The 17,243-nt window shown below is 60.7% G+C and carries 20 protein-coding genes and 4 pseudogenes; 8 read left to right on the plus strand and 16 right to left on the minus strand.

The genetic code is table 11. The features are described from left to right. The first annotated feature begins 200 nt into the window (after positions 1-200). From AC13QO_RS16940 to traG, 3 genes are read left to right on the plus strand one after another with little or no spacing between them, the layout of a single operon-like run. On the plus strand, positions 201-488 hold the full coding sequence (locus tag AC13QO_RS16940; RefSeq protein ID WP_488541400.1) for a TraC family protein: 288 nt from the start codon (positions 201-203) through the stop codon (positions 486-488). After that, on the plus strand, positions 478-711 hold the full coding sequence (locus tag AC13QO_RS16945) for a conjugal transfer protein TraD (RefSeq protein WP_488541308.1): 234 nt from the start codon (positions 478-480) through the stop codon (positions 709-711). The genes AC13QO_RS16940 and AC13QO_RS16945 overlap by 11 nt, the downstream gene beginning before the upstream one ends. Then, the gene (gene traG / locus AC13QO_RS16950) at positions 708-2,624 is read left to right on the plus strand and encodes a Ti-type conjugative transfer system protein TraG (RefSeq protein ID WP_488541309.1); all 1,917 of its coding nucleotides are present in this window, start codon (positions 708-710) and stop codon (positions 2,622-2,624) included. Before AC13QO_RS16945 ends, traG begins: the two co-directional genes overlap by 4 nt. A 24-nt stretch (positions 2,625-2,648) precedes the next feature. Here traG and AC13QO_RS16955 read toward each other — a convergent pair. The 5 genes and pseudogenes from AC13QO_RS16955 to AC13QO_RS16975 all read right to left on the minus strand — a co-directional run bounded on the left by AC13QO_RS16955 (position 2,649) and on the right by AC13QO_RS16975 (position 5,081). Then, a pseudogene (locus tag AC13QO_RS16955) lies at positions 2,649-3,063 on the minus strand (hypothetical protein). Then, positions 3,060-3,329, minus strand: a complete 270-nt coding sequence (locus AC13QO_RS16960) for a type II toxin-antitoxin system prevent-host-death family antitoxin (RefSeq protein WP_488541310.1) — start codon at positions 3,327-3,329, stop codon at positions 3,060-3,062. Before AC13QO_RS16960 ends, AC13QO_RS16955 begins: the two are co-directional and overlap by 4 nt. Positions 3,330-3,458: 129 nt before the next feature. After that, positions 3,459-3,941 (minus strand): hypothetical protein, encoded by a 483-nt coding sequence (locus AC13QO_RS16965; RefSeq protein WP_488541311.1) that lies wholly within the window; start codon positions 3,939-3,941, stop codon positions 3,459-3,461. A gap of 331 nt (positions 3,942-4,272) precedes the next feature. After that, on the minus strand, positions 4,273-4,440 hold the full coding sequence (locus tag AC13QO_RS16970; protein WP_488541312.1) for a hypothetical protein: 168 nt from the start codon (positions 4,438-4,440) through the stop codon (positions 4,273-4,275). Positions 4,441-4,757: 317 nt separating this feature from the next. Then, on the minus strand, positions 4,758-5,081 hold the full coding sequence (locus tag AC13QO_RS16975; protein WP_221113613.1) for a DUF736 domain-containing protein: 324 nt from the start codon (positions 5,079-5,081) through the stop codon (positions 4,758-4,760). Positions 5,082-5,709: 628 nt separating this feature from the next. On the opposite strand from AC13QO_RS16975, the pseudogene AC13QO_RS16980 reads away from it, so the two are divergent. Further along, positions 5,710-5,972, plus strand: a pseudogene (locus AC13QO_RS16980) (WGR domain-containing protein). Here the strand turns inward: AC13QO_RS16980 and AC13QO_RS16985 are convergent. Further along, positions 5,936-6,241, minus strand: a complete 306-nt coding sequence (locus AC13QO_RS16985; RefSeq protein ID WP_488541408.1) for a hypothetical protein — start codon at positions 6,239-6,241, stop codon at positions 5,936-5,938. The pseudogene AC13QO_RS16980 and the gene AC13QO_RS16985 overlap by 37 nt on opposite strands. Here AC13QO_RS16985 and parS point away from each other — a divergent pair. Continuing rightward, the gene (parS, locus tag AC13QO_RS16990; protein ID WP_488541401.1) at positions 6,156-6,641 is read left to right on the plus strand and encodes a type II RES/Xre toxin-antitoxin system antitoxin; all 486 of its coding nucleotides are present in this window, start codon (positions 6,156-6,158) and stop codon (positions 6,639-6,641) included. The genes AC13QO_RS16985 and parS overlap by 86 nt on opposite strands. After that, positions 6,638-7,144 (plus strand): RES family NAD+ phosphorylase, encoded by a 507-nt coding sequence (locus AC13QO_RS16995; RefSeq protein ID WP_488541313.1) that lies wholly within the window; start codon positions 6,638-6,640, stop codon positions 7,142-7,144. Before parS ends, AC13QO_RS16995 begins: the two co-directional genes overlap by 4 nt. 77 nt (positions 7,145-7,221) lie before the next feature. Here the strand turns inward: AC13QO_RS16995 and AC13QO_RS17000 are convergent, their stop codons facing one another. Both AC13QO_RS17000 and AC13QO_RS17005 read right to left on the minus strand, forming a co-directional pair. Continuing rightward, a complete protein-coding gene (locus tag AC13QO_RS17000) occupies positions 7,222-8,163 on the minus strand; it encodes a DUF2493 domain-containing protein (protein WP_488541314.1) in 942 nt (313 codons plus the stop codon). 327 nt (positions 8,164-8,490) lie between these two features. Continuing rightward, positions 8,491-9,528: a DUF7146 domain-containing protein gene (locus AC13QO_RS17005; protein WP_488541315.1), complete on the minus strand. Its 1,038-nt coding sequence runs from the start codon at positions 9,526-9,528 to the stop codon at positions 8,491-8,493. A gap of 425 nt (positions 9,529-9,953) precedes the next feature. Between AC13QO_RS17005 and AC13QO_RS17010 the strand changes: the two are divergent. Together AC13QO_RS17010 and AC13QO_RS17015 are read left to right on the plus strand one after the other, a co-directional pair. After that, positions 9,954-10,166: pseudogene (locus AC13QO_RS17010) on the plus strand (DUF4143 domain-containing protein); the annotation flags it as partial. A gap of 110 nt (positions 10,167-10,276) precedes the next feature. Then, positions 10,277-11,467, plus strand: a complete 1,191-nt coding sequence (locus tag AC13QO_RS17015; RefSeq protein WP_488541316.1) for a DUF1173 domain-containing protein — start codon at positions 10,277-10,279, stop codon at positions 11,465-11,467. Positions 11,468-11,506: 39 nt separating this feature from the next. Here the strand turns inward: AC13QO_RS17015 and AC13QO_RS17020 are convergent. The 8 genes and pseudogenes from AC13QO_RS17020 to AC13QO_RS17055 all read right to left on the minus strand — a co-directional run bounded on the left by AC13QO_RS17020 (position 11,507) and on the right by AC13QO_RS17055 (position 17,243). Continuing rightward, a pseudogene (locus AC13QO_RS17020) lies at positions 11,507-11,903 on the minus strand (type II toxin-antitoxin system VapC family toxin). After that, complete coding sequence (locus AC13QO_RS17025; RefSeq protein WP_488541317.1) at positions 11,900-12,151, minus strand: AbrB/MazE/SpoVT family DNA-binding domain-containing protein; 252 nt, start codon at positions 12,149-12,151, stop codon at positions 11,900-11,902. The pseudogene AC13QO_RS17020 and the gene AC13QO_RS17025 overlap by 4 nt, the downstream one beginning before the upstream one ends. Positions 12,152-12,244: 93 nt before the next feature. Beyond that, positions 12,245-13,267 (minus strand): P-type DNA transfer ATPase VirB11, encoded by a 1,023-nt coding sequence (virB11, locus tag AC13QO_RS17030; protein ID WP_488541318.1) that lies wholly within the window; start codon positions 13,265-13,267, stop codon positions 12,245-12,247. 8 nt (positions 13,268-13,275) lie between these two features. Continuing rightward, positions 13,276-14,448: a type IV secretion system protein VirB10 gene (gene virB10 / locus AC13QO_RS17035; RefSeq protein ID WP_488541319.1), complete on the minus strand. Its 1,173-nt coding sequence runs from the start codon at positions 14,446-14,448 to the stop codon at positions 13,276-13,278. An 8-nt stretch (positions 14,449-14,456) separates the two neighbouring features. Then, on the minus strand, positions 14,457-15,314 hold the full coding sequence (gene virB9 / locus AC13QO_RS17040) for a P-type conjugative transfer protein VirB9 (protein WP_488541320.1): 858 nt from the start codon (positions 15,312-15,314) through the stop codon (positions 14,457-14,459). Then, entirely contained in the window at positions 15,311-15,982 is a 672-nt protein-coding gene (locus AC13QO_RS17045) for a VirB8 family type IV secretion system protein (protein ID WP_488541321.1), read from the minus strand. Before AC13QO_RS17045 ends, virB9 begins: the two co-directional genes overlap by 4 nt. Before the next feature lie 2 nt (positions 15,983-15,984). Further along, positions 15,985-16,272, minus strand: a complete 288-nt coding sequence (locus AC13QO_RS17050) for a hypothetical protein (RefSeq protein ID WP_488541322.1) — start codon at positions 16,270-16,272, stop codon at positions 15,985-15,987. 38 nt (positions 16,273-16,310) lie between these two features. Next, positions 16,311-17,243, minus strand: coding sequence for a TrbL/VirB6 family protein (locus tag AC13QO_RS17055; protein WP_488541323.1), 933 nt, complete (start codon positions 17,241-17,243; stop codon positions 16,311-16,313).

Here is a 17,243-nt window from a genome sequence, read left to right on the forward strand (position 1 = left end):
GGCACGTCGCGCCAGCGACGTATATTGCGCCCTCGAACCGATCGGCCTGACAAGGCCGATGCCGCTTTTCCGCAAGGCGCAGATGCGCCGCAACTCGAGCTGAGACGTTTCGGTCGATGCAAAATAGCCTGTTTAACTATTTCATTCTAGTCAGTATAATCTGGCCGCTGAGCTTGTTTTCAGGAAGGATGAATTCACTGATGGCCACAAAATCATCGATCACCGACATAGACTCCCAGATCGAGAAGCTGCGCGAGCGCAGACGCGCGATGATCGCCAAGTCCGCCGAGCGCTTTGCACGCGCCGCGATGAAGTCGGGGCTAGCGGAAATGGAGATCACCGACGAGGATGTCGATCGTCTCGTGGAGGAAATCGCCGCTCGATTTCGCAAAGGTGAGAAGAAAGAACCTGCGATCCAGGCTCCTCAAATGCATCGACCGCCAGATCGTGGCGCTGGAGCGGCGGCGGAGGTTTCACATGACGGCTGACCGGAAAAAGGAAGCGCGTGAGAAATTTCTTTTTGGCGGCCTTGTCTTGAAAGCCGGCCTGACCAGGACCGATCGAGCGTTCCTGCTTGGCGGACTGATCGAATTGGCAAGCGTGGTGCCGGGCTCGCCCGAGCATCGGCGGCTGCGCGATATCGGCGAAGAGGCATTCAGGGCTCCGTCGTCCGATAGCTCATCTTCGCATACTGTGGAGCCACTGGAATGACGTGCAAAAGAAGATTGCATACAAGCCTGCTCTGCGTTCTGGTGCCGGTGGTCGTCACTGCGACCAGTGCCTACCTCGTCAACTGGCGGTGGCCGATCCTGGCCCATGGCCTGTCTGGCAGGACCGAATACTGGTTCCTGCGTGCAGCGCCTGTGCCGGCGCTTCTGTTCGGGCCACTCGCGGGGCTATTGACGGTATGGGCTCTGCCGCTGCACCGGCGAAGACCTGTGGCAATGGCGAGTCTTGCCTGCTTTCTGATCGTGGCCGGATTTTACGCGCTGCGTGAATATAGCCGGCTGGCCCCCTTCGTGCAGGCCGGCGCCGCTTCATGGAATGGGGCTCTCTCGTATCTCGATCTCGTTGCTGTCATCGGCGCGCTCATGGGGTTCATGGCGGTGGCAGTCGCCGCCCGGTTCTCCGTCGTCGTGCCCGAGGCCGTCAAAAGAGTGAAGGGCGGAGCCTTCGGCGATGCCGATTGGCTTTCGATGTCGGCAGCGGCAAAGCTCTTTCCGCCGAACGGCGAAATCGTCGTCGGTGAGCGCTACCGCGTTGACAAGGAGATCATCCATCAGTTGCCTTTCGACCCGAACGATCACCGCACCTGGGGACAAGGCGGCAAGGCGCCGCTTCTCACCTACAGCCAGGACTTCGATTCCACCCACATGCTGTTTTTCGCAGGATCGGGAGGCTACAAAACGACGAGCAATGTCCTGCCGACCGCGCTGCGGTATACAGGTCCTCTCATCTGCCTTGATCCCTCTACCGAAGTCGCGCCGATGGTGACCGAACACCGCACGCAAGTCCTTGGGCGTGAGGTAATGGTGCTCGACCCAAACAACCCGATCAACGGATTCAATGTCCTCGATGGCATCGAGCACTCTCGGCGCAAAGAGGAGGAAATCGTCGGCGTTGCTCATATGCTCCTCTCCGAGAGCCTGCGTTTCGAATCCTCGACAGGGTCCTACTTTCAGAACCAGGCGCACAACCTTCTGACTGGCCTGCTCGCCCATGTCATGCTGTCGCCGGAATATGCCGGCCGGAGAAACTTGCGCAGTCTGCGCCAGATCGTTTCCGAGCCGGAGCCGTCGGTCCTTGCGATGCTGCGCGACATTCAGGAACATTCCAAATCTACTTTTATCCGGGAAACGCTCGGCGTCTTCACCAACATGACCGAACAGACCTTTTCCGGTGTCTATTCGACGGCCTCGAAGGATACGCAATGGCTCTCATTGGACAGTTACGCCGCCCTCGTCTGCGGCGATGCCTTCAGGCCGAGCGATATCGTTGCTGGCAGGAAAGACGTGTTCCTCAATATTCCGGCTTCAATCCTGCGCTCTTATCCCGGCATTGCGCGGGTCATCATCGGCTCTCTGGTCAACGCCATGGTCCAGGCCGACGGCGACTTCAGCCGCCGGGCGCTGTTCATTCTCGATGAGGTCGACTTGCTCGGCTATATGAGGGTGCTGGAAGAGGCCCGCGATCGCGGTCGCAAATACGGCATCAGCATGATGTTGCTATACCAGTCAGTCGGACAATTGGAGCGGCACTTCGGAAAAGACGGCGCCACCTCATGGATCGACGGCTGCGCCTTCGCCTCCTATGCCGCAATCAAGGCACTCGATACCGCCCGCAATGTCTCGGCCCAATGCGGGGAGATGACCGTCGAAGTACAGGGGCGCTCCCGCAACATTGGCTGGGATGCAAAAGGCGGCACGCGCAAATCGGAGAGCGTCAATTTTCAGCGCCGACCGCTGATCTTGCCCCATGAGATCACCCAGGCGATGCGCAAGGATGAACAGATCATCATCGTACAGGGCCACAATCCGATCCGCTGCGGTCGGGCGATCTATTTCCGGCGCAAGGAGATGGATCGGGCGGCGAAGGCGAACCGTTTCGTCAAACCGGCGCAGTGAGGACAAGACTATCGCCAGCGAAGGTCAGCGAAATCGACTGACCTCCTGAGCAGACTTGCGGCGACTGATGAATTCACGCAGCAACGGCAGGAAAAAGGCCTTGCTGAAGCGGCCGATTGATCGGCTCAGGTTCAAGGTAGAATGAATTCCCGACGATGTCGGTATTGAACTCATCAAAGATGATCCAAATCCTCCGGTCGGCATCGAGGCCGGCACGGCGCTTTTCGATCGCCGGCACTTCCGCGGCGAACCGCGATGCCTCCGGCTGCTTCGTGGTGATGGGAAAGAAGAGAACCAGATCGCCGTCCGGCCGCGGCATTCTCACGCCGACTGCGACCGGCCGCTCCTTGCGTCCTTCCGTTTCTCCGCGTTCAGCCTCTCGCGCCCAGAGATACGGATAGCGAATGACGCTCGCGGTCTGGATCAGTTCGTAGCTCACGAACGGCCTGCCTCGTCTTCGTCGGCAAAGGCCTCGACGGCTTTTTCGAACTCGGCGAATAGTTCATTGGACATCGTCTCAATGGTGCCCACGGTGCGCTGATCCGACTGCCTCATCAGCCGCTGATAATCTTCGATATTGAGGAGAACGAGGCGCGGCTTATTCCGCTGGGTGATGGTCACCGGATGACGTAGCGCCTCGGCGATGATGTCGCCTGACTTACGCGAGAGATCGCTGGTCGAATAGGACCCGCTTGATTTGGCCATATGAGCTTCCTTCTTGCAGCATTGCTGAGATATACAGCATTTGCAACATTGCTGCAATTTGGCAAATCGCTTCGAGACAATACGGACCGAGGGCGCGAAATCTGGCACTCCTCAGCATATGAAGTGCTGCTACGAGGCGCATTGCATGGCGCGCCCTGCATTTATGAAAATGCCGGTTTCCCGTGCGATGTCCTCGATGATTGGTGCAAGCGAGCCGAGCTCGGCTGCGGTCAGCGCAATGAGCTCCGGATAGTTGACGTCGACGCCATTGCCATCGGCAGACAGGGCATTTGTCCCGTCGCTGCCATTGACGCGGAATTCATGCGTGTCGCGATCGATTTCGAGATCGTCCACCAGATTGATGGTGAAGCGTGCGAAAATCGCGATCTCGCCCTCCAGCCGATAGGCGGCAAATTCATCGTCCCCGGCAAGAAGCATGCGCTCCAAAACCGCGATGGTCTGGACCCGGGCAATTGCCGCCTCGAGACCATCGATAAGCCGATCATGAAGTTGTCGGGAAAAATCGCTGTCGCAGCAAAGACGGTTTGCCAGGACGACGAGCCGGAAGCCGGCAAGCCTGGTGTAAAGCATCAGGTCCTGAACGGTTGTCATAATGTGATCTCCTTCGTTGATGACGGAGATCGGCCACTCCTGAGCAAAGAGGGGTCAAGGACCGCGAACGCGGCTTGCAAGCGGGGGAACCGATTTTTCCAGAGCGAAGTCGCAGCGTAGCGGCGGAAAAATTGGGGGAGACCGCGCCGTCCTTGACGCCGGAGTTGCTGGAGTAAAATAGGACGTCAGAGAGAGAAGAGACCCGCGGCTCCGAAGGGGACGCGACCACTTCCGGCGTGAGCCGGCGGGAGTGTCGAGGGATGAAGTCCCTGACAGCCCGGCGGCCGGTCGATCCGGCCGGCGGGCTTACGGACATGGCGATAAGCCTCCGTCAGAACGGAGGCTCGGCGCTGATGCGGCCATCCTGCTCGGCCCAGATCACCTCGCGTTCGGCCAGCGCCAACTCGAGTTCGTTTTCGATCTGTCGGCGCTCAGCCGGTTCGGCGTTTAGCAGTTCGGCGCGCAGCAGTTCGATGACTTCGTCGATGCAAGTGGTCATTGTCGTCTCCTTGACGTTGTGAAAAACGACGCCCGCGGTCATGGCGGGATGGAGGGGTCAAGGATCGCGGAACGCGACCGGCGGAGCCGGCGAGTGGGGGTGCCGATTTTGTCGGAGCGGAGGGGACCGGAGTGGAGAGAAAATTGGGGGCACCGCTCGTCCTTGAGGCCTTCATGCCGCCATGGCACCCTCGGACCGACTGAGCAGACCTTTCCTCTCCGTATGGCACCAATTTCAGGTGACGCGGGCTTGGTGCCCGCGTCTGATCTCTGGTGCGCAAGAGCGGCCAGCCCCGGTGACGGGGCCGGCCGCCCAGCTCAGGCCGGGCTGTTCCAGAGGATAACCTTCTTGCCGGGATCACCGCCAGGAGCCTGGGCGACGTTGCCGAAGATCACGCCGATCTCAGGTGCCTCCAGCTTGACGGAGAGATATTCCTCGCCGGTCTGGCGGGCGATGCGGTTCCAGGCGGCGCCGATCTCGAAGCCGGTCTTGCGATGGATGATGCGGTAGTCAGGCGCTTCCTCGCTTGCCTTGCCGGCGTTAGGGACGATTGCGATCGGGGCGTTGACCCGGATGGTGGCAAAGATGCCTTCAAAGGTTCCGTCGGTCTTCTGCGTCAGGGTTGCGATGGTGGTTGCCATTGTATGTCTCCTTCGGTTGCTCGGGACCATTCCCGATGGCGCCCGAAGAAGGGGCCGAGCCGCAGGCGTCACCGGAGCGCCAGCTCAGGGGAACCCCTTGCGGGTTGACGCTGATGGCGGCCGGTCCCTTAGAAAGGCGACAGAAAAGAACGGGAATGGCCCGGATTGAACGAAGGCGGGACAGACCATCATGGCAGCCCCCGTATCGCGCGTTGCGAGAGAGCCAGGGGGTTTTGAAATCCCCACCGCCACTCAAGTCCCCGCCGGTCCTGGCCACGACAAAGGGTAAAGCGCGCACCAGATGTACAATCATCGGTCGGCCCGGCGTAATCGACGCAGCCATCGCATCGACGCTCGGGCCATGTGCAAATGCCGTTTGGAGCTGCCGCTCCGAGGCCGAATACCGGATCTTGACCGGCACACCCAGCAGTGCCGGCTGGGGATCCGACGTTCTCCGCCGAACACCAAACCATCGTGCCCGGGAGCCGCCCAATCTCCTGGGGCCGGCTTTGCCGATGTTGCTTGCAGGTCCTGACGCGTCAATACATCACAAACTGGAATCTATCGGATGCGAAGGATTCAAAACTCTCGTTGGACGGGGCCGGTCCCAGCGGGGAAGATTCTCGACATGAGCCCGATATCTTTCCACCTCCATTGTCGCCGCATCGATGCCAGCCGCAACATGGCGCGCTATTACGTGCTTGCCATCCGACCGACCTTGTTCGGCGAGACTGCGGTGGTTCGAAGCTGGGACGGATCGGCAGGCGTGGCAGCGAGAGGACCGACGTGTTCACGACCGAACAGGAAGCCGTGGCACATTTTCTCGGCCTCGCACGACGGAAATACCGCAAAGGCTACATACCGACTGCGACGGCGCCGGTCATGACCTGATCTGGCTTCAAAAGACCGCGGCAATCGTCGCGCCAGGGATCGTCACCCGTTCCGGCGCGGTTGGTGGAGCCAGCTCGCCGGTGAAACAAAGTCCAGTCCGGCGGGCACGCGGCGTCCTCAAACCTTGAAATTGGCGGCGACATATGACATATAATTCGCGACAGGTGACGCAGGAGAAAGATCATCGCCGTCGCAGCAAAATCTTCTTCTTCAGCAGCAGTCGGTGGTGAACTGCAAAAAATCGAAGCCTTGCTCGGCGGCTCGCGCATTCTGTCGCGTCGCCTGACCAACGCACTCGACGCTCATGAACTACTTCTGCATGGCCTGCCCGCATCAGCGCTCGATCATCTTGTCGGCACGCTCGTTGTCATTGGCAAGAACGAGTCCCTGGAAAAGGCGGTGGGCATGAGCCTTCGCACATGGCAGCGGCGGAAGGACACGCCTTCCAAACCCCTCAGCCAGGAACAGAGTGGCCGTACATGGAAATTTGCCGAGATCCTGGCAAAAGCAACGGATATCTTCGGATCCCAAGCAGAAGCCGAACAATGGCTGGAACGTCCAGCGGTCGGTCTTGACCAGCGCCGGCCGATCGATCTTCTAGGGACACCTGCCGGCGTCGAACTCGTCGAGGATCATCTCGATCGTCTCGAATATGGCGTCTATGCATGACCCTTTTGCCGGTCGCGCTCGGCGGGACCGAGCTGGTCGCGTGGCGGCTCGATCAGGCCGTCCATGCGCCGACGTGGGATAGCGGGGAAGGCGCCTATAGGGTCGGCGGCCGCTGGAACAGCAAGGGGGTTCGCGCAGTCTACTGCTCGCTCGATCCCGCGACAGCGATCCTCGAGGTCGCTGTCCACAAGGGTTTCCGCGCGCTCGACACCGTGGCGCATATCATGACCGCCGCCGTCATTGCCGATGCTGGCGATGTTCATGTCGTCGATCCGGCAAGCGTACCCAATCCCAACTGGCTTCGTCCAGGCATTCCCGGCGCGGGCCAGCAAGACTTCGGCGACGATTTGCTTCGACGCCACCGTTTCGTGGCGATCCCGAGCGCCGTTTCTCCATACAGCTGGAACCTGATTTTTCTGGCCGATAAAGCGGCGGACGCCTATACGCTGAAGTTTCAAGAGGCCTTTGGCCTCGATACGCGGCTCCACCCGCCACCGACCTGAACTGGCCCTTGGTCGCACCCGTGCAATCTATAACGCGATCTCAATTGCAATCGGGCCGCCGCCGGAAGAAATGGCGCTCACGCGCCATCCTCCGCTATCTCCCAGACCGGAATGCCGAGACGGCGTGCCTTGTCAGCGAGATTGCCGGTGATTCCGGAACCCGGGACTATAATGACGCCCGCCGGCATGACGGAGAGCAGCTCGTCGTTGCGGCGAAAGGGAGCAGCCTTGGCATACTTCGTCCAGTTCGGCTTGAAGGCGATCTGCGTCACCTTGCGGGCTTCGGCCCAGCAGGCGGCGATGCGCTCGGCGCCCTTCGGCGAGCCGCCGTGCAGCAGGACCATGTCGGGATGTTTGGCGTGGGCCTGGTCGAGCCTGGCCCAGATCAGTTCATGATCGTTGTAGTCCATGCCGCCTGAGAAGGCGATCTTGGTGCCGGCAGGGATCAACACTTCGGTTTCGGCGCGGCGGCGTGCAGACAGGAAGTCCCGGGAGTCGATCATCGCCGCGGTGACGTGGGCGTGGTTGACCTTGGAGCCGGTGCGCGGCCGCCAGGCCGAACCGGTCTGCGCCTCGAAAAGATCGGCCGCATAGTCCCGCATGAACTCGAAGGCATTGCGGCGCTCCAGCAGCGTGATGCCTTCGGCAACGAGGCGCTCAAGCTCGACGCTCTTTACCTCCGAGCCGTCCTGCTCGCGCTGGCCATTGCGCTGGCCATCCTCGTTGCGCTGAAGTTCCCGCTGGATGCGCTCGCCGGCGCGATGGAAGAGATTGACCGTCGACCATAGGAGATCTTCGAGATCGGGCTCCAGACGGGTGTCGCCGAGCATTTCGAAGAGGGCGCCGAACACCTCGGTCAGCGCCGACTGGACGACCGGCTCCTCTGGCAGCGGGCGCGGGTCCGGTTCGTCCTGGAAAGGGCGATGGCCATAGATCTGCATCTCGTAGATGAAGCGGTCGGTTGGGGAAGAGCCGTGATGGGGCTCGAAGGCGTCGTCAATGGGAAGGACAAGGTTCATGATGGTCTCCGTCGGTTTGCGCCGCGCCTCTCGCGGCCTGACGGCGATCCCCGTCCAGGCGGCAGACGGCCGGAACCGCGGCGCCTGACGCCGCGGCCCAGCGCAGCGCCGGGCGGCGGAGGGAAGGTTTCCTGCCGCGCGAGGAATGGCGGGCCGCACGCGGCCCCGCCAGGGGAAGAAACCTGACTGACCCGCTGAAGGCCCACCCGCCGCATGGTAAGGGTCGCCACTCGGCAGGCCCGCGGGCGCGCGCCCGCCCGAACGGTGGCCGCCAAAGGAAGCGGCCGCCCTGCTACGCCCGCACCCTCACCTGCCCTTTCGGCGCGATTATGCGAGCAGAAAGACCGGAGCGTCTTCCGGGGCGAGTTGCGCCCGGAGATTGGCGATGAGCCGCTCCGGGCCGAGCCGGCGCAGATCCTCATTGAAGTCGCCGAGCTCCGGGGCGAGCACCAGCGGCAGGATCCCGAGCGTCTGGGCGCGGCGGCTCAATCCCTCGATGCCGTGGCGGCCGGCCGCATCGGCATCAGCAGCGATATAGAGACGCCGGCATCCATCGGGCAGCCGGAAGGCGGCAAGATGATTGGCGGTCAGCGCCGAGACCATCGGCATGCCGGGCATCACATGTGCGAGCGACAGGATGCTTTCGAGGCCTTCGCCTGCAGCCATGACTGACACCGGGCCATGGAAAGGAAAGCGAAAACGCACGGCGTTGCCGAGCAGCCCCCCGAGCGACCGGCGGGGATCATCGACCTTCGCCTTTCCCTCGCCCTCCGGATCGAGCCATGTGCGATGCACGCCGGTGATCGCGCCGGAGGGATCGGTCACAGCTGCAATCAGGGCCGGCAAGGTTCTCGTCCTGCCGGTCACAAGGTGGCGGTAGAAGCATGAGGGATGGAAGCGGAGCGCCGGGTGCAGAGCTGCCCGCAGGATGCCCCGCTGACGCAAATAGCTGTCGGCCAGTGAACCGCCAAGCGGTTCTGTCATCCGGAACAGGCGTCTTGCGCGTTCGCCAGCCGGTCTATCGATCGGCGGATCGGTATTGGCGCCGCCCCTGCGGGACGACGGGGGGATGGGCCGGGGTTCGTTTAGAAAACGCCGCGCCTCATCAGCGACGTCGCGGAAATCGACAAGGCCGCAGGTTTCCCGAACGAGGTCGAGCAGATCGCCATATTGAGAGGTTGCGGCATCTGTCCACCGTCCGGTCCTCGGGCCGGAGAGATGGACATAAAGCGACCTGCCCTGGCTATTGGCGGTATCGCCGACAATCCAGTAGTTGCCTGCCCGATGGCCGGCGGAGAGGTAATGGCGGCAGACCGCCTCGGCGTCGCGCGCGAGACGGTCCGCCAGTTCGGAGGCGGATGACATAGGGCGTTCCTCCGTCACGAGCGGCTGGGGATGGGAAAGATCATCGGTCCTGCTGTTTAGGACCGGGCAGCGGCATGTTGCAGGCTTCGAAATGAGGCCGCACGGCTCGGCCGGTCGAAGCAACCATGCAAGGACATGCCAGTGCTCACGGCCGAGGAAGAAATCACGTTCATGGGAAACCTACCGAGGGCCTGCGCCGGCGCCCTCCAACCGCCAAGCCAACCCGTCCCCTGCCCTCCTCTTCCTCTTTCACCAGCCCGACAGCTGAGGCCGGCTTGAAGGGCTGGGCAGCATGCGACTAGAACCCACTTAACGCCGGCGGCAGCCTCTACTTCTCGGTGGACTGACTTCTAATCATCGCGTCGTTGACTTCTAATTATCATGATCGATTGTTCTAATTTTCAGAGGAGAAACGGCAGACGCATGAGGTGGAGGTCGTGCTCGAGCGTGATGATGGGATGGTCGTCGGGATCAAGGTAAAGGCGAGCACCACGGTCAGGGCTACCGATTTCGGGAAGACGCTTAAGGACGCCTGCGGACAAACATTTGCCTTTGGCATCGTTTTTTACGACGGCGCCGATGTCGCGCCATTCAGCGATCGGCTCACCGCAGTTTCCCTTTCCTGCCCATGGCGATGAGATCGGCCCCAGCGACTGTGATATTCCTATACTAACTGTTTCGCGCTAGTATAATCCACGAAGCGCGGATACGGCTCGATCAGCCTTCGGTCAGGAAAGGGAGCAACGACGTGCGACAGTTTTTGATCGGCGACCAGGCATTCGACGACAGTTCTCCAGAGTTTCTGCCCCAGCTCGAACGCGCTTATGAACATAAGCTCAGGCCACTTTGCCAGTGTCGTGAGCCGCCGGTGCCGATGTACATCGCGCGGATGGATGACCAGTTCCTGATCAAACGCATGCCGCTCTCAGGCCGGCAGCACGATCCCGGATGCCCATCATACGAGCCGCCTTATGAACTGTCCGGTCTCGGTCCATTGATTGGAAATGCGATCCAGGTCGACGCGGCGACGGGTGCGACGATGCTGAAACTTGATTTCTCTCTCTCAAAACGGGCGAACCGATCGACGTCGACGGCGCCTTCAGACCCATCAGAAAGGGTACTAAGCGATCCCAAAAAACTCTCGCTGAGGGCGATGCTCCATTATCTCTGGGATATGGGAGAGCTTACGGAATGGACGTCGCTATGGGCTGGAAAGCGCGCCTGGGGCCGCGTCCGCAGCAGCCTGCAGAATGCAGCAAGACAGATGATCGTCCGCGGCGGCCCGCTCAGCGACATTCTGTTTATCCCGGAAGTGTTTCACCAAGAGGACAGGGAAGGAATTTCCGCCCGGCGTGCCGCAACCTTGGCCGGAGCCAAGGCAAATGGACCAGGACCGCGCAAACTGATGTTGATCATCGCGGACGTAAAGGAGTTTTCGCCAGCCCGCAACAGTCAGAAAATCCTGGTTCGCCACCTCCCCTTTCCTCTCATGATCGATGAGGGAGCATGGAAGCGGTTGAATGGACGATATGAGACCGAGCTGGAACTGTGGCGATCAAACGAAGTGTTCCATCTTATCGTGATCGCCACTTTCGGCATTTCGAGCGCGGGGATCGCATCCGTGGAGGAAGCGGCGATGATGGTGGTGAACGAGAACTGGATTCCGTTCGAAAACATCTACGAACAGCGGCTCCTCGAACGGCTCTCCGGGTTAAAGCGCAGAAGCAAAAAGGGATTGCGCTTCGATCTTTCACGTGGTCAGCCGATTGCCTCCGTGACATTGCCTGACGCAAGGCCGGCCCCCGTGGCTCTGTTCATCGTTCCGACGAAGGTGGACGAAGACTACGAGGTTGCACTGAGCGAGATGATTGCCGCCAGGCCAGAGATGGCGCCATGGATCTGGCGTGTGGCGGAGGGCGAAATGCCCTGTTTGCCGTGATTGAGAACTTCCTTTATCTGCTCTCGAGCCTGCGTAATGTCAGGCGAGAAGACGCGCTGACTGGCCTTGGCGGGTCACCAGTTCAACTGCCTGCTTGTCGAAAGACACAAAGCTCTCGCCGCCGAGCCATGCTCCTTCGTGGGCGATAACACCGTCGGCAAAATCGCCACCAGCCTCCAAGACGGCCAGTCCCGCTTCGACTGCGGGACGGTTCATTGCCACATTGCCAGCATTGAGCAGGCCGCGGATGGTCTGTGAAACATCGTCCTTCGACAGCTTGGCACCTCGGCGCAGAATCCAGGCGAGCTCATAGGCTCGGCAGGGAAACCGCGATCAGCGATGCTTGCTTGAGGAGTTTTGCCGCCGCCCTCCCCTGCTTCGCATTGTCTTACAGGACTGCCCAAGCGAGAATGTTGGTATCGACGGAGACCTTCATTCCTCGCCGGCCCAACCGGAGGCCGCGATTTTGTTCATTTCTTCGATGGTCGACGGCCTTTTAGCTTTGCCAGCATGCCGACCGATAAAATCGTCGATCGTCCCCGTTGGACGAGCCGCCTTTACCCGCAGCTCCCGCCCGGGCAGCTTGTCGAATTCGATCCGCTCCCCGGGGTTGACGCCAAGATGTGTCAGCAAATCCCGTCTCAGCGTGATTTGCCCCTTCATTGTGACCACCAGGGAAGCCATGGAAATCTCCTATCTCGCACATCGCGAAAGTTATGGATTTTTTGCTTACATTCAAGATTCAAACGGGAAATGCGATCGGAGCACTCGGCAACTTCAGCCCTCGCGGCCATTGTCATTCGCCTTAGCGGCATCCCGGTAGTAGAGCTCGCTCACCCGGAACCGACCATCGATGCGCTTGCATTGGACGATGATATCGATCGCGACTGTGAGCATCTCGCGGATGTCGTGCCGCTCGAGGTCCCCACCACCCTCTGATTCCTTCACCAGGAGCGTGAGCTGCTCGAAGGCGAGACGCGCGGAATCGGCATGGACCGTGGTGATCGAGCCGGGATGTCCCGAGTTGACATTGCGAATGTAGTAGAAGGCAGTGCCGTCCCGCAGTTCCTGCAGCAAGATGCGATCGGGCCGCATGCGCAGGCAGGATTCGAGCAGGTCCTTCGCGCCGACTTTGGCCAGCCCCTGGCCGTCCTTGGAGTAAAAGAGCCGAACATGGTTGGGCTGCGGCACCACCAGTTCCGGCGTGTCCTCGATGGAAATGATCCGCTCGTTTTGCGGGATGTGGCGGATCAATGCCTTCGAAAGGGTCGTCTTTCCCGACCCTGTCGCGCCGGAGATGATGATGTTCTTTCTTGCGAACACTGCCTCGCGCAGAAACGCCTTGTAGGCGCCGATCCGATAGTACTCCAGCAGCCTTTGATCTGATGGCTTTCCGTTGTCCTCGACCGGCGCGACATCGGCAAAGAGGCCCCCATGGTCGAGATCTTCAAGGGTTAAAGACACCGACGATGGCTTGCGAATGGTGATGCTCACTGTTCCCTTCATCGTTGCTGGCGGGATCACGATCTGAATCCGCTCGTCATCTGGCAAGGTCGCCGACAGGATCGGGCGTGTCTCGTCGATCGATTGATTGGAGAAACTTGCGACCGCCCGCGCGAGACGAATGAGCCTTTCATAGGACAGCTCGGCCATATCGTAGGTCTGCCATCCCTGCCTCCCCTCCGTAACAACTTGGCCGGGCCGATTGACGATGACCTCATACAGCGTCTTATCGCGAAGGAAGGGTGAAAACGGCGAAAGCAATTCACGGACAACGCCTGAATCAGCAGCTTCAGTCATCCTCGAACCTATTTCGTAACAAGCTTCGAGTCGGGCTTGAAATCTCCAAGCACGGCACGGTCGTAGATGCGATTGCGAGGTTCGGTCACGCGAAGCCGGTAGACGCTCGAAAAATCGAGATCACGCGCAACAAAGATCGAAACCAGTTCGCCCTGATGTTTCAGGAGGGTCGGCGGAATGTTGATGGACTGTTCGACCGCGATCGCTGCGGCCTGCTGACCGGCACTGGTGGTGTTTTGCGCCTCGACATCGCTGTCCTGAAGCCGGCTGCTGGCATAGGAACTCGCATCGCCAACGATCGACAGCAGGATTGCACTGCCGAAACGCTCCCACCAATGGGTGTCGACATAGCCATCGACGCCGGCCCGGCCAAGTGCATCGGTAGCTGGCGACGCCAGCGTAATGATCACGCCCTTCGGCGTCTTCGCGCGATTCCAGAGGACGAAGAGGCGCTTTTGCCCGCGACGAAGGCCGCCACGATATTCACCGACGACCTGGGTGCCTTTTTCCATCAGCACCACACGGCCGTTGTCCGACAGGACGTCTCGGTTGATGACGCAGCTCGTGAAACCTGGCTGGTCGGAGGAGAGCGCTGTTTCCAGAACACAAGGGATGGACGTTCCCATCGCGACGACAAAATCGCGGTTGCCGAGCGTTCCGGCGCGCGATCCCTGCAATTGTGTCGGCGTCAGCAGGCGGTTGAAACGCTGGTCCTCGTTTTCGCCGTGCGAGGAAAAGCTGTCCGAATTGGCGCCGAGCGGCACGTAGTTTGAGCTCTCATCGGATCTTTCGGCCTCGTCCTGCCGCGGCCTCGGCGATTTCTCGCCGCCATAGGCGATGACCGGCGCGCGGCGCGCAGCATCGAGCAACTTGTCATCGTCGCTCGGCGCCTGCTCGGTTACGCCGGGCGTCGGGAGCAGGACCTCCGCCGGCGGCGTCACCGGTTGAACCGGCTCCTTCGCCGGCTCGAAATCCGATGTCTGACGGATGACGACCCGTTCGGGCTGCGTGCCATCAGACCGCTTGTCCTGTCCGCGCATCGACCAGAGAGCGAAGGCGACAAAGACGACGATGGCCAGAGCAACCGCGCCTCGTTTGAGGATCGGATTGTTGTCGAGCCGACGGGCAGTCGAAGTCTCGGCGCGCTCACCCGGGATCTGGGTCATTTCTTGCTCGGCCATGACACCTCCTATTGCACTGGGTCGGGCGGCACTTTGACCACGCGCTCGACCGACGGTGACGTCGTGTTGGTCTCGGGATTGATGCCGATCCGGTCGTAGGCTTCGTTGAAGACGCAAAGGACGTCTGCGCCCCTGCGCAAGATGAACTTGCGGCTGATCGCGTGAACGAGGACGAGATTTCCGTTGACGGACTTGGGGACGAGGCTCTCTGTGCCATCGGAATTTTCCATGTAAATCGCCGGCATTTCCTGGTTTCCGGCAAAGGCGAAGGTGGTCACCTTGCCGTTGTCGTAGACCGCCTGCGGCTCGAGCGCTTGCGCCCCTTGCGCCGAATAGCGCCAATTGCGCGGTCCATAGGCTTCGTGAAGGGCAAGCACGTGATCGGCCTCACCGGCCTGTGCCGCCTGCGCGCGGGCGGTCGCCTCCTGCCGGCGCCGCTCCGCTTCATCGGCTGGATAGCGATATTTCAGATAGAAATAGGTGTTCTGCCCGTCCTCGACGCTGCCGTCACGGACAGTCAGTTCCATCTGGTAGCTGCGGGTCGATCCGTCCCGCCGTGTCGTCACGACCGAGATATTTGTCACCGGCTGCCTTTCCCGGGGTTTCAGGAACAGGATATTGCCTGCTGGCGCCACCTCCCACGCGACACTGTTGCCAAGCGCCACATGGGCGATTTCCTCGTCGGCTGCGAACTCGATCTGCACTGAAGACCGCAGCGTGCCGACAACCTTGGTGATGTTATAGGGTTGATAATCGACGAAGCGGATGCGGCTGTCCTGCGCCGCCCCACGTGGAGTTTCGAGGGCAACCGCTGTCGATGAAAGGCTGCCGGCCAGGATCAGCGGAAGCAGGAAATAGGCTCTCAATTGATCGCCTCCGGATCGGCGCGATATTCGCTGACGACGAAGCCGAGGGGATTGATCAGCCGATCGGTTGAGGACATCGGAGCGTTGGCATAGGAGAAGGTGAGGGTTGCGACCCAGTGCGTGGTGGCCACCTCCTCCCCGCGAGTAACGGTTCTCATGTAACGCACTGATGCCACATTGGCATTGATCAACGAGATGGAAACGATGTTGACCCGCGAGCTAGCGCTGCGGCCATAGATGTTCTGCGGGGATTGGGGATTACTGCCGCGATAGAGAGCGGCAAATCGCGTCTGTTCCGGCTGCGTCGACAGCAAGGCGACGGTGCGAAAATTCTCCTCCGCTTCACTCCAGACATACCCCTCGCGAGCACGGACATACTTGGCCGCGAAGTATTTGGTAACGGCCTCGTCGTAGGTCCCGGCTGTCGACGTCAATGCCGAGACCACGTCGACGATTCCGGTCGAGTTGTCGACCCGCACCACGAAAGGCTCGACGGTTTTCAACGGCGTGAGGCCGGCGATGGCAACTACGGAAGCGCCTGCAAGGATGCCAGCGCAGACTGCCACAAACCACGCAATCCGCGCGGACCGCTCGACCTGCATCATCCGGTCCTGGTCGAAGCGTCGGGCCCTATCGAAGTAACTCTTCAAATTGTCCGTGGTTACCATGTTCACCTGCCCTCGCATGGACGATAAGAGCCCGCGATATCGAACGGAGCAAAGGCAGCGGGTGCGGCTGATGGCAGCGGATCCTCCCCATAGGCGACAGCCAGGCCCGTCGGCTTTGCGGGCAGAGCCCCGGTCGTCGGCTGTTCTGTTCCTCCGTTATTCCGCCACTGCCACATCGCGCGGTTCAGCGGGCGACGGGAGTAACCATCACATTCGGGCAGAGGATGGGAAATCGAGCCGCAGGCTGTCAGGCCGACGCTCAGGCAAAACGATAGAGCGATACGGATCATCCAAAAAACCTATCCAGTTGTCTTCTGGGCGGTGGCCGTCATTCGGCCCGGCCTGGTGTCAGGCGGCGGCCGAGGGAACGGGCTCCGCGGCCGACCGCCGTGGCTGAACGGGAAGCGGCCCAGGCGAGCGTGCTCTCATGCGCATCGCGCGCCGCGCCATAGCCGTAGGTGAGCGACGCGCCGCCGGCAGCAAGTGCCGAAGCGATGCCCGGCAGCTGATAGAAGACGTAGAGGGCGGCAAGGCATATGGCGCAGAGCGCAATCGGACGCATCATGACATCGCTATAGCTTTCGATCGCCGTAAAGGTCGTGTCGATGCAGGTGATCAGCAGAGAGCCGATCGCAACGACCAGGATCTGCAGGATGACGAAGTTTACCAGCTGGCCGATCCATGCTTCGGTAAACCGGCGAGTCGACTGGAACATGGCGAGCGCAACGAAGATGGGGCCGATCGCCAGTACGATAGCAAGCGCCAGCCGGGCATAGAGCGAAACGATATACCCGATCGCCGCCACGATGAAGCTGGCGCCGATGACCATCATGCCGCCGATCCCGGTGACGATATCGATCGGCCACGAGGCCCGGCGCCATATCTCGTAGGCGCAGTTTTGACCCTTATCGAGCAGGCTGTCGAAAGTCGAAGCGCTCGGTGCCGTTCCCGAGTTCAGCGCCTGCGAGATCTCGCGCGGCAGTGTGTCGAAGAATATGTTGGTGACGTAGGTCTGATAGTCGCTCGCATTCTTGACCAGCATGACGATGATGGCAAGCTTCATTGCCCGGAAGGCGAATTCGAGGATGGGCTCCTGGACGGATCCGCGGAGAACAAGGTAGCCGTAGAGCACCACATAGAGTGTCAGTGCCGCGGTCAGTGGTCCACTCACCCAGCTCGCAATATTCGAGGTGCCCGAGGAAACGAAGTTTTCCAGCGGTGTCTTGAACTGACCGTCGACGAAGCTGAAGACCTGATACAT

It is taken from the genome of Rhizobium sp. CNPSo 3670, assembly GCF_057784555.1.

What these genes read in the sequence shown, in the direction of transcription:
- AC13QO_RS17025 (WP_488541317.1), bottom strand. Translation starts at nt 12,151, where the DNA reads ATGGCTTCCCTGGTGGTCACAATGAAGGGGCAAATCACGCTGAGACGG.
- AC13QO_RS16995 (WP_488541313.1), top strand. Translation starts at nt 6,638, where the DNA reads ATGACCCTTTTGCCGGTCGCGCTCGGCGGGACCGAGCTGGTCGCGTGG.
- AC13QO_RS16945 (WP_488541308.1), top strand. Translation starts at nt 478, where the DNA reads ATGACGGCTGACCGGAAAAAGGAAGCGCGTGAGAAATTTCTTTTTGGC.
- AC13QO_RS17045 (WP_488541321.1), bottom strand. Translation starts at nt 15,982, where the DNA reads ATGGTAACCACGGACAATTTGAAGAGTTACTTCGATAGGGCCCGACGC.
- AC13QO_RS16960 (WP_488541310.1), bottom strand. Translation starts at nt 3,329, where the DNA reads ATGGCCAAATCAAGCGGGTCCTATTCGACCAGCGATCTCTCGCGTAAG.
- AC13QO_RS16940 (WP_488541400.1), top strand. Translation starts at nt 201, where the DNA reads ATGGCCACAAAATCATCGATCACCGACATAGACTCCCAGATCGAGAAG.
- AC13QO_RS17005 (WP_488541315.1), bottom strand. Translation starts at nt 9,528, where the DNA reads ATGTCATCCGCCTCCGAACTGGCGGACCGTCTCGCGCGCGACGCCGAG.
- AC13QO_RS16985 (WP_488541408.1), bottom strand. Translation starts at nt 6,241, where the DNA reads ATGCGCGAGCCGCCGAGCAAGGCTTCGATTTTTTGCAGTTCACCACCG.
- virB11 (WP_488541318.1), bottom strand. Translation starts at nt 13,267, where the DNA reads ATGACTGAAGCTGCTGATTCAGGCGTTGTCCGTGAATTGCTTTCGCCG.
- AC13QO_RS16965 (WP_488541311.1), bottom strand. Translation starts at nt 3,941, where the DNA reads ATGACAACCGTTCAGGACCTGATGCTTTACACCAGGCTTGCCGGCTTC.
- AC13QO_RS17000 (WP_488541314.1), bottom strand. Translation starts at nt 8,163, where the DNA reads ATGAACCTTGTCCTTCCCATTGACGACGCCTTCGAGCCCCATCACGGC.
- AC13QO_RS17050 (WP_488541322.1), bottom strand. Translation starts at nt 16,272, where the DNA reads ATGATCCGTATCGCTCTATCGTTTTGCCTGAGCGTCGGCCTGACAGCC.
- AC13QO_RS16975 (WP_221113613.1), bottom strand. Translation starts at nt 5,081, where the DNA reads ATGGCAACCACCATCGCAACCCTGACGCAGAAGACCGACGGAACCTTT.
- AC13QO_RS17055 (WP_488541323.1), bottom strand. Translation starts at nt 17,243, where the DNA reads ATGTATCAGGTCTTCAGCTTCGTCGACGGTCAGTTCAAGACACCGCTG.
- virB10 (WP_488541319.1), bottom strand. Translation starts at nt 14,448, where the DNA reads ATGGCCGAGCAAGAAATGACCCAGATCCCGGGTGAGCGCGCCGAGACT.
- AC13QO_RS16970 (WP_488541312.1), bottom strand. Translation starts at nt 4,440, where the DNA reads ATGACCACTTGCATCGACGAAGTCATCGAACTGCTGCGCGCCGAACTG.
- traG (WP_488541309.1), top strand. Translation starts at nt 708, where the DNA reads ATGACGTGCAAAAGAAGATTGCATACAAGCCTGCTCTGCGTTCTGGTG.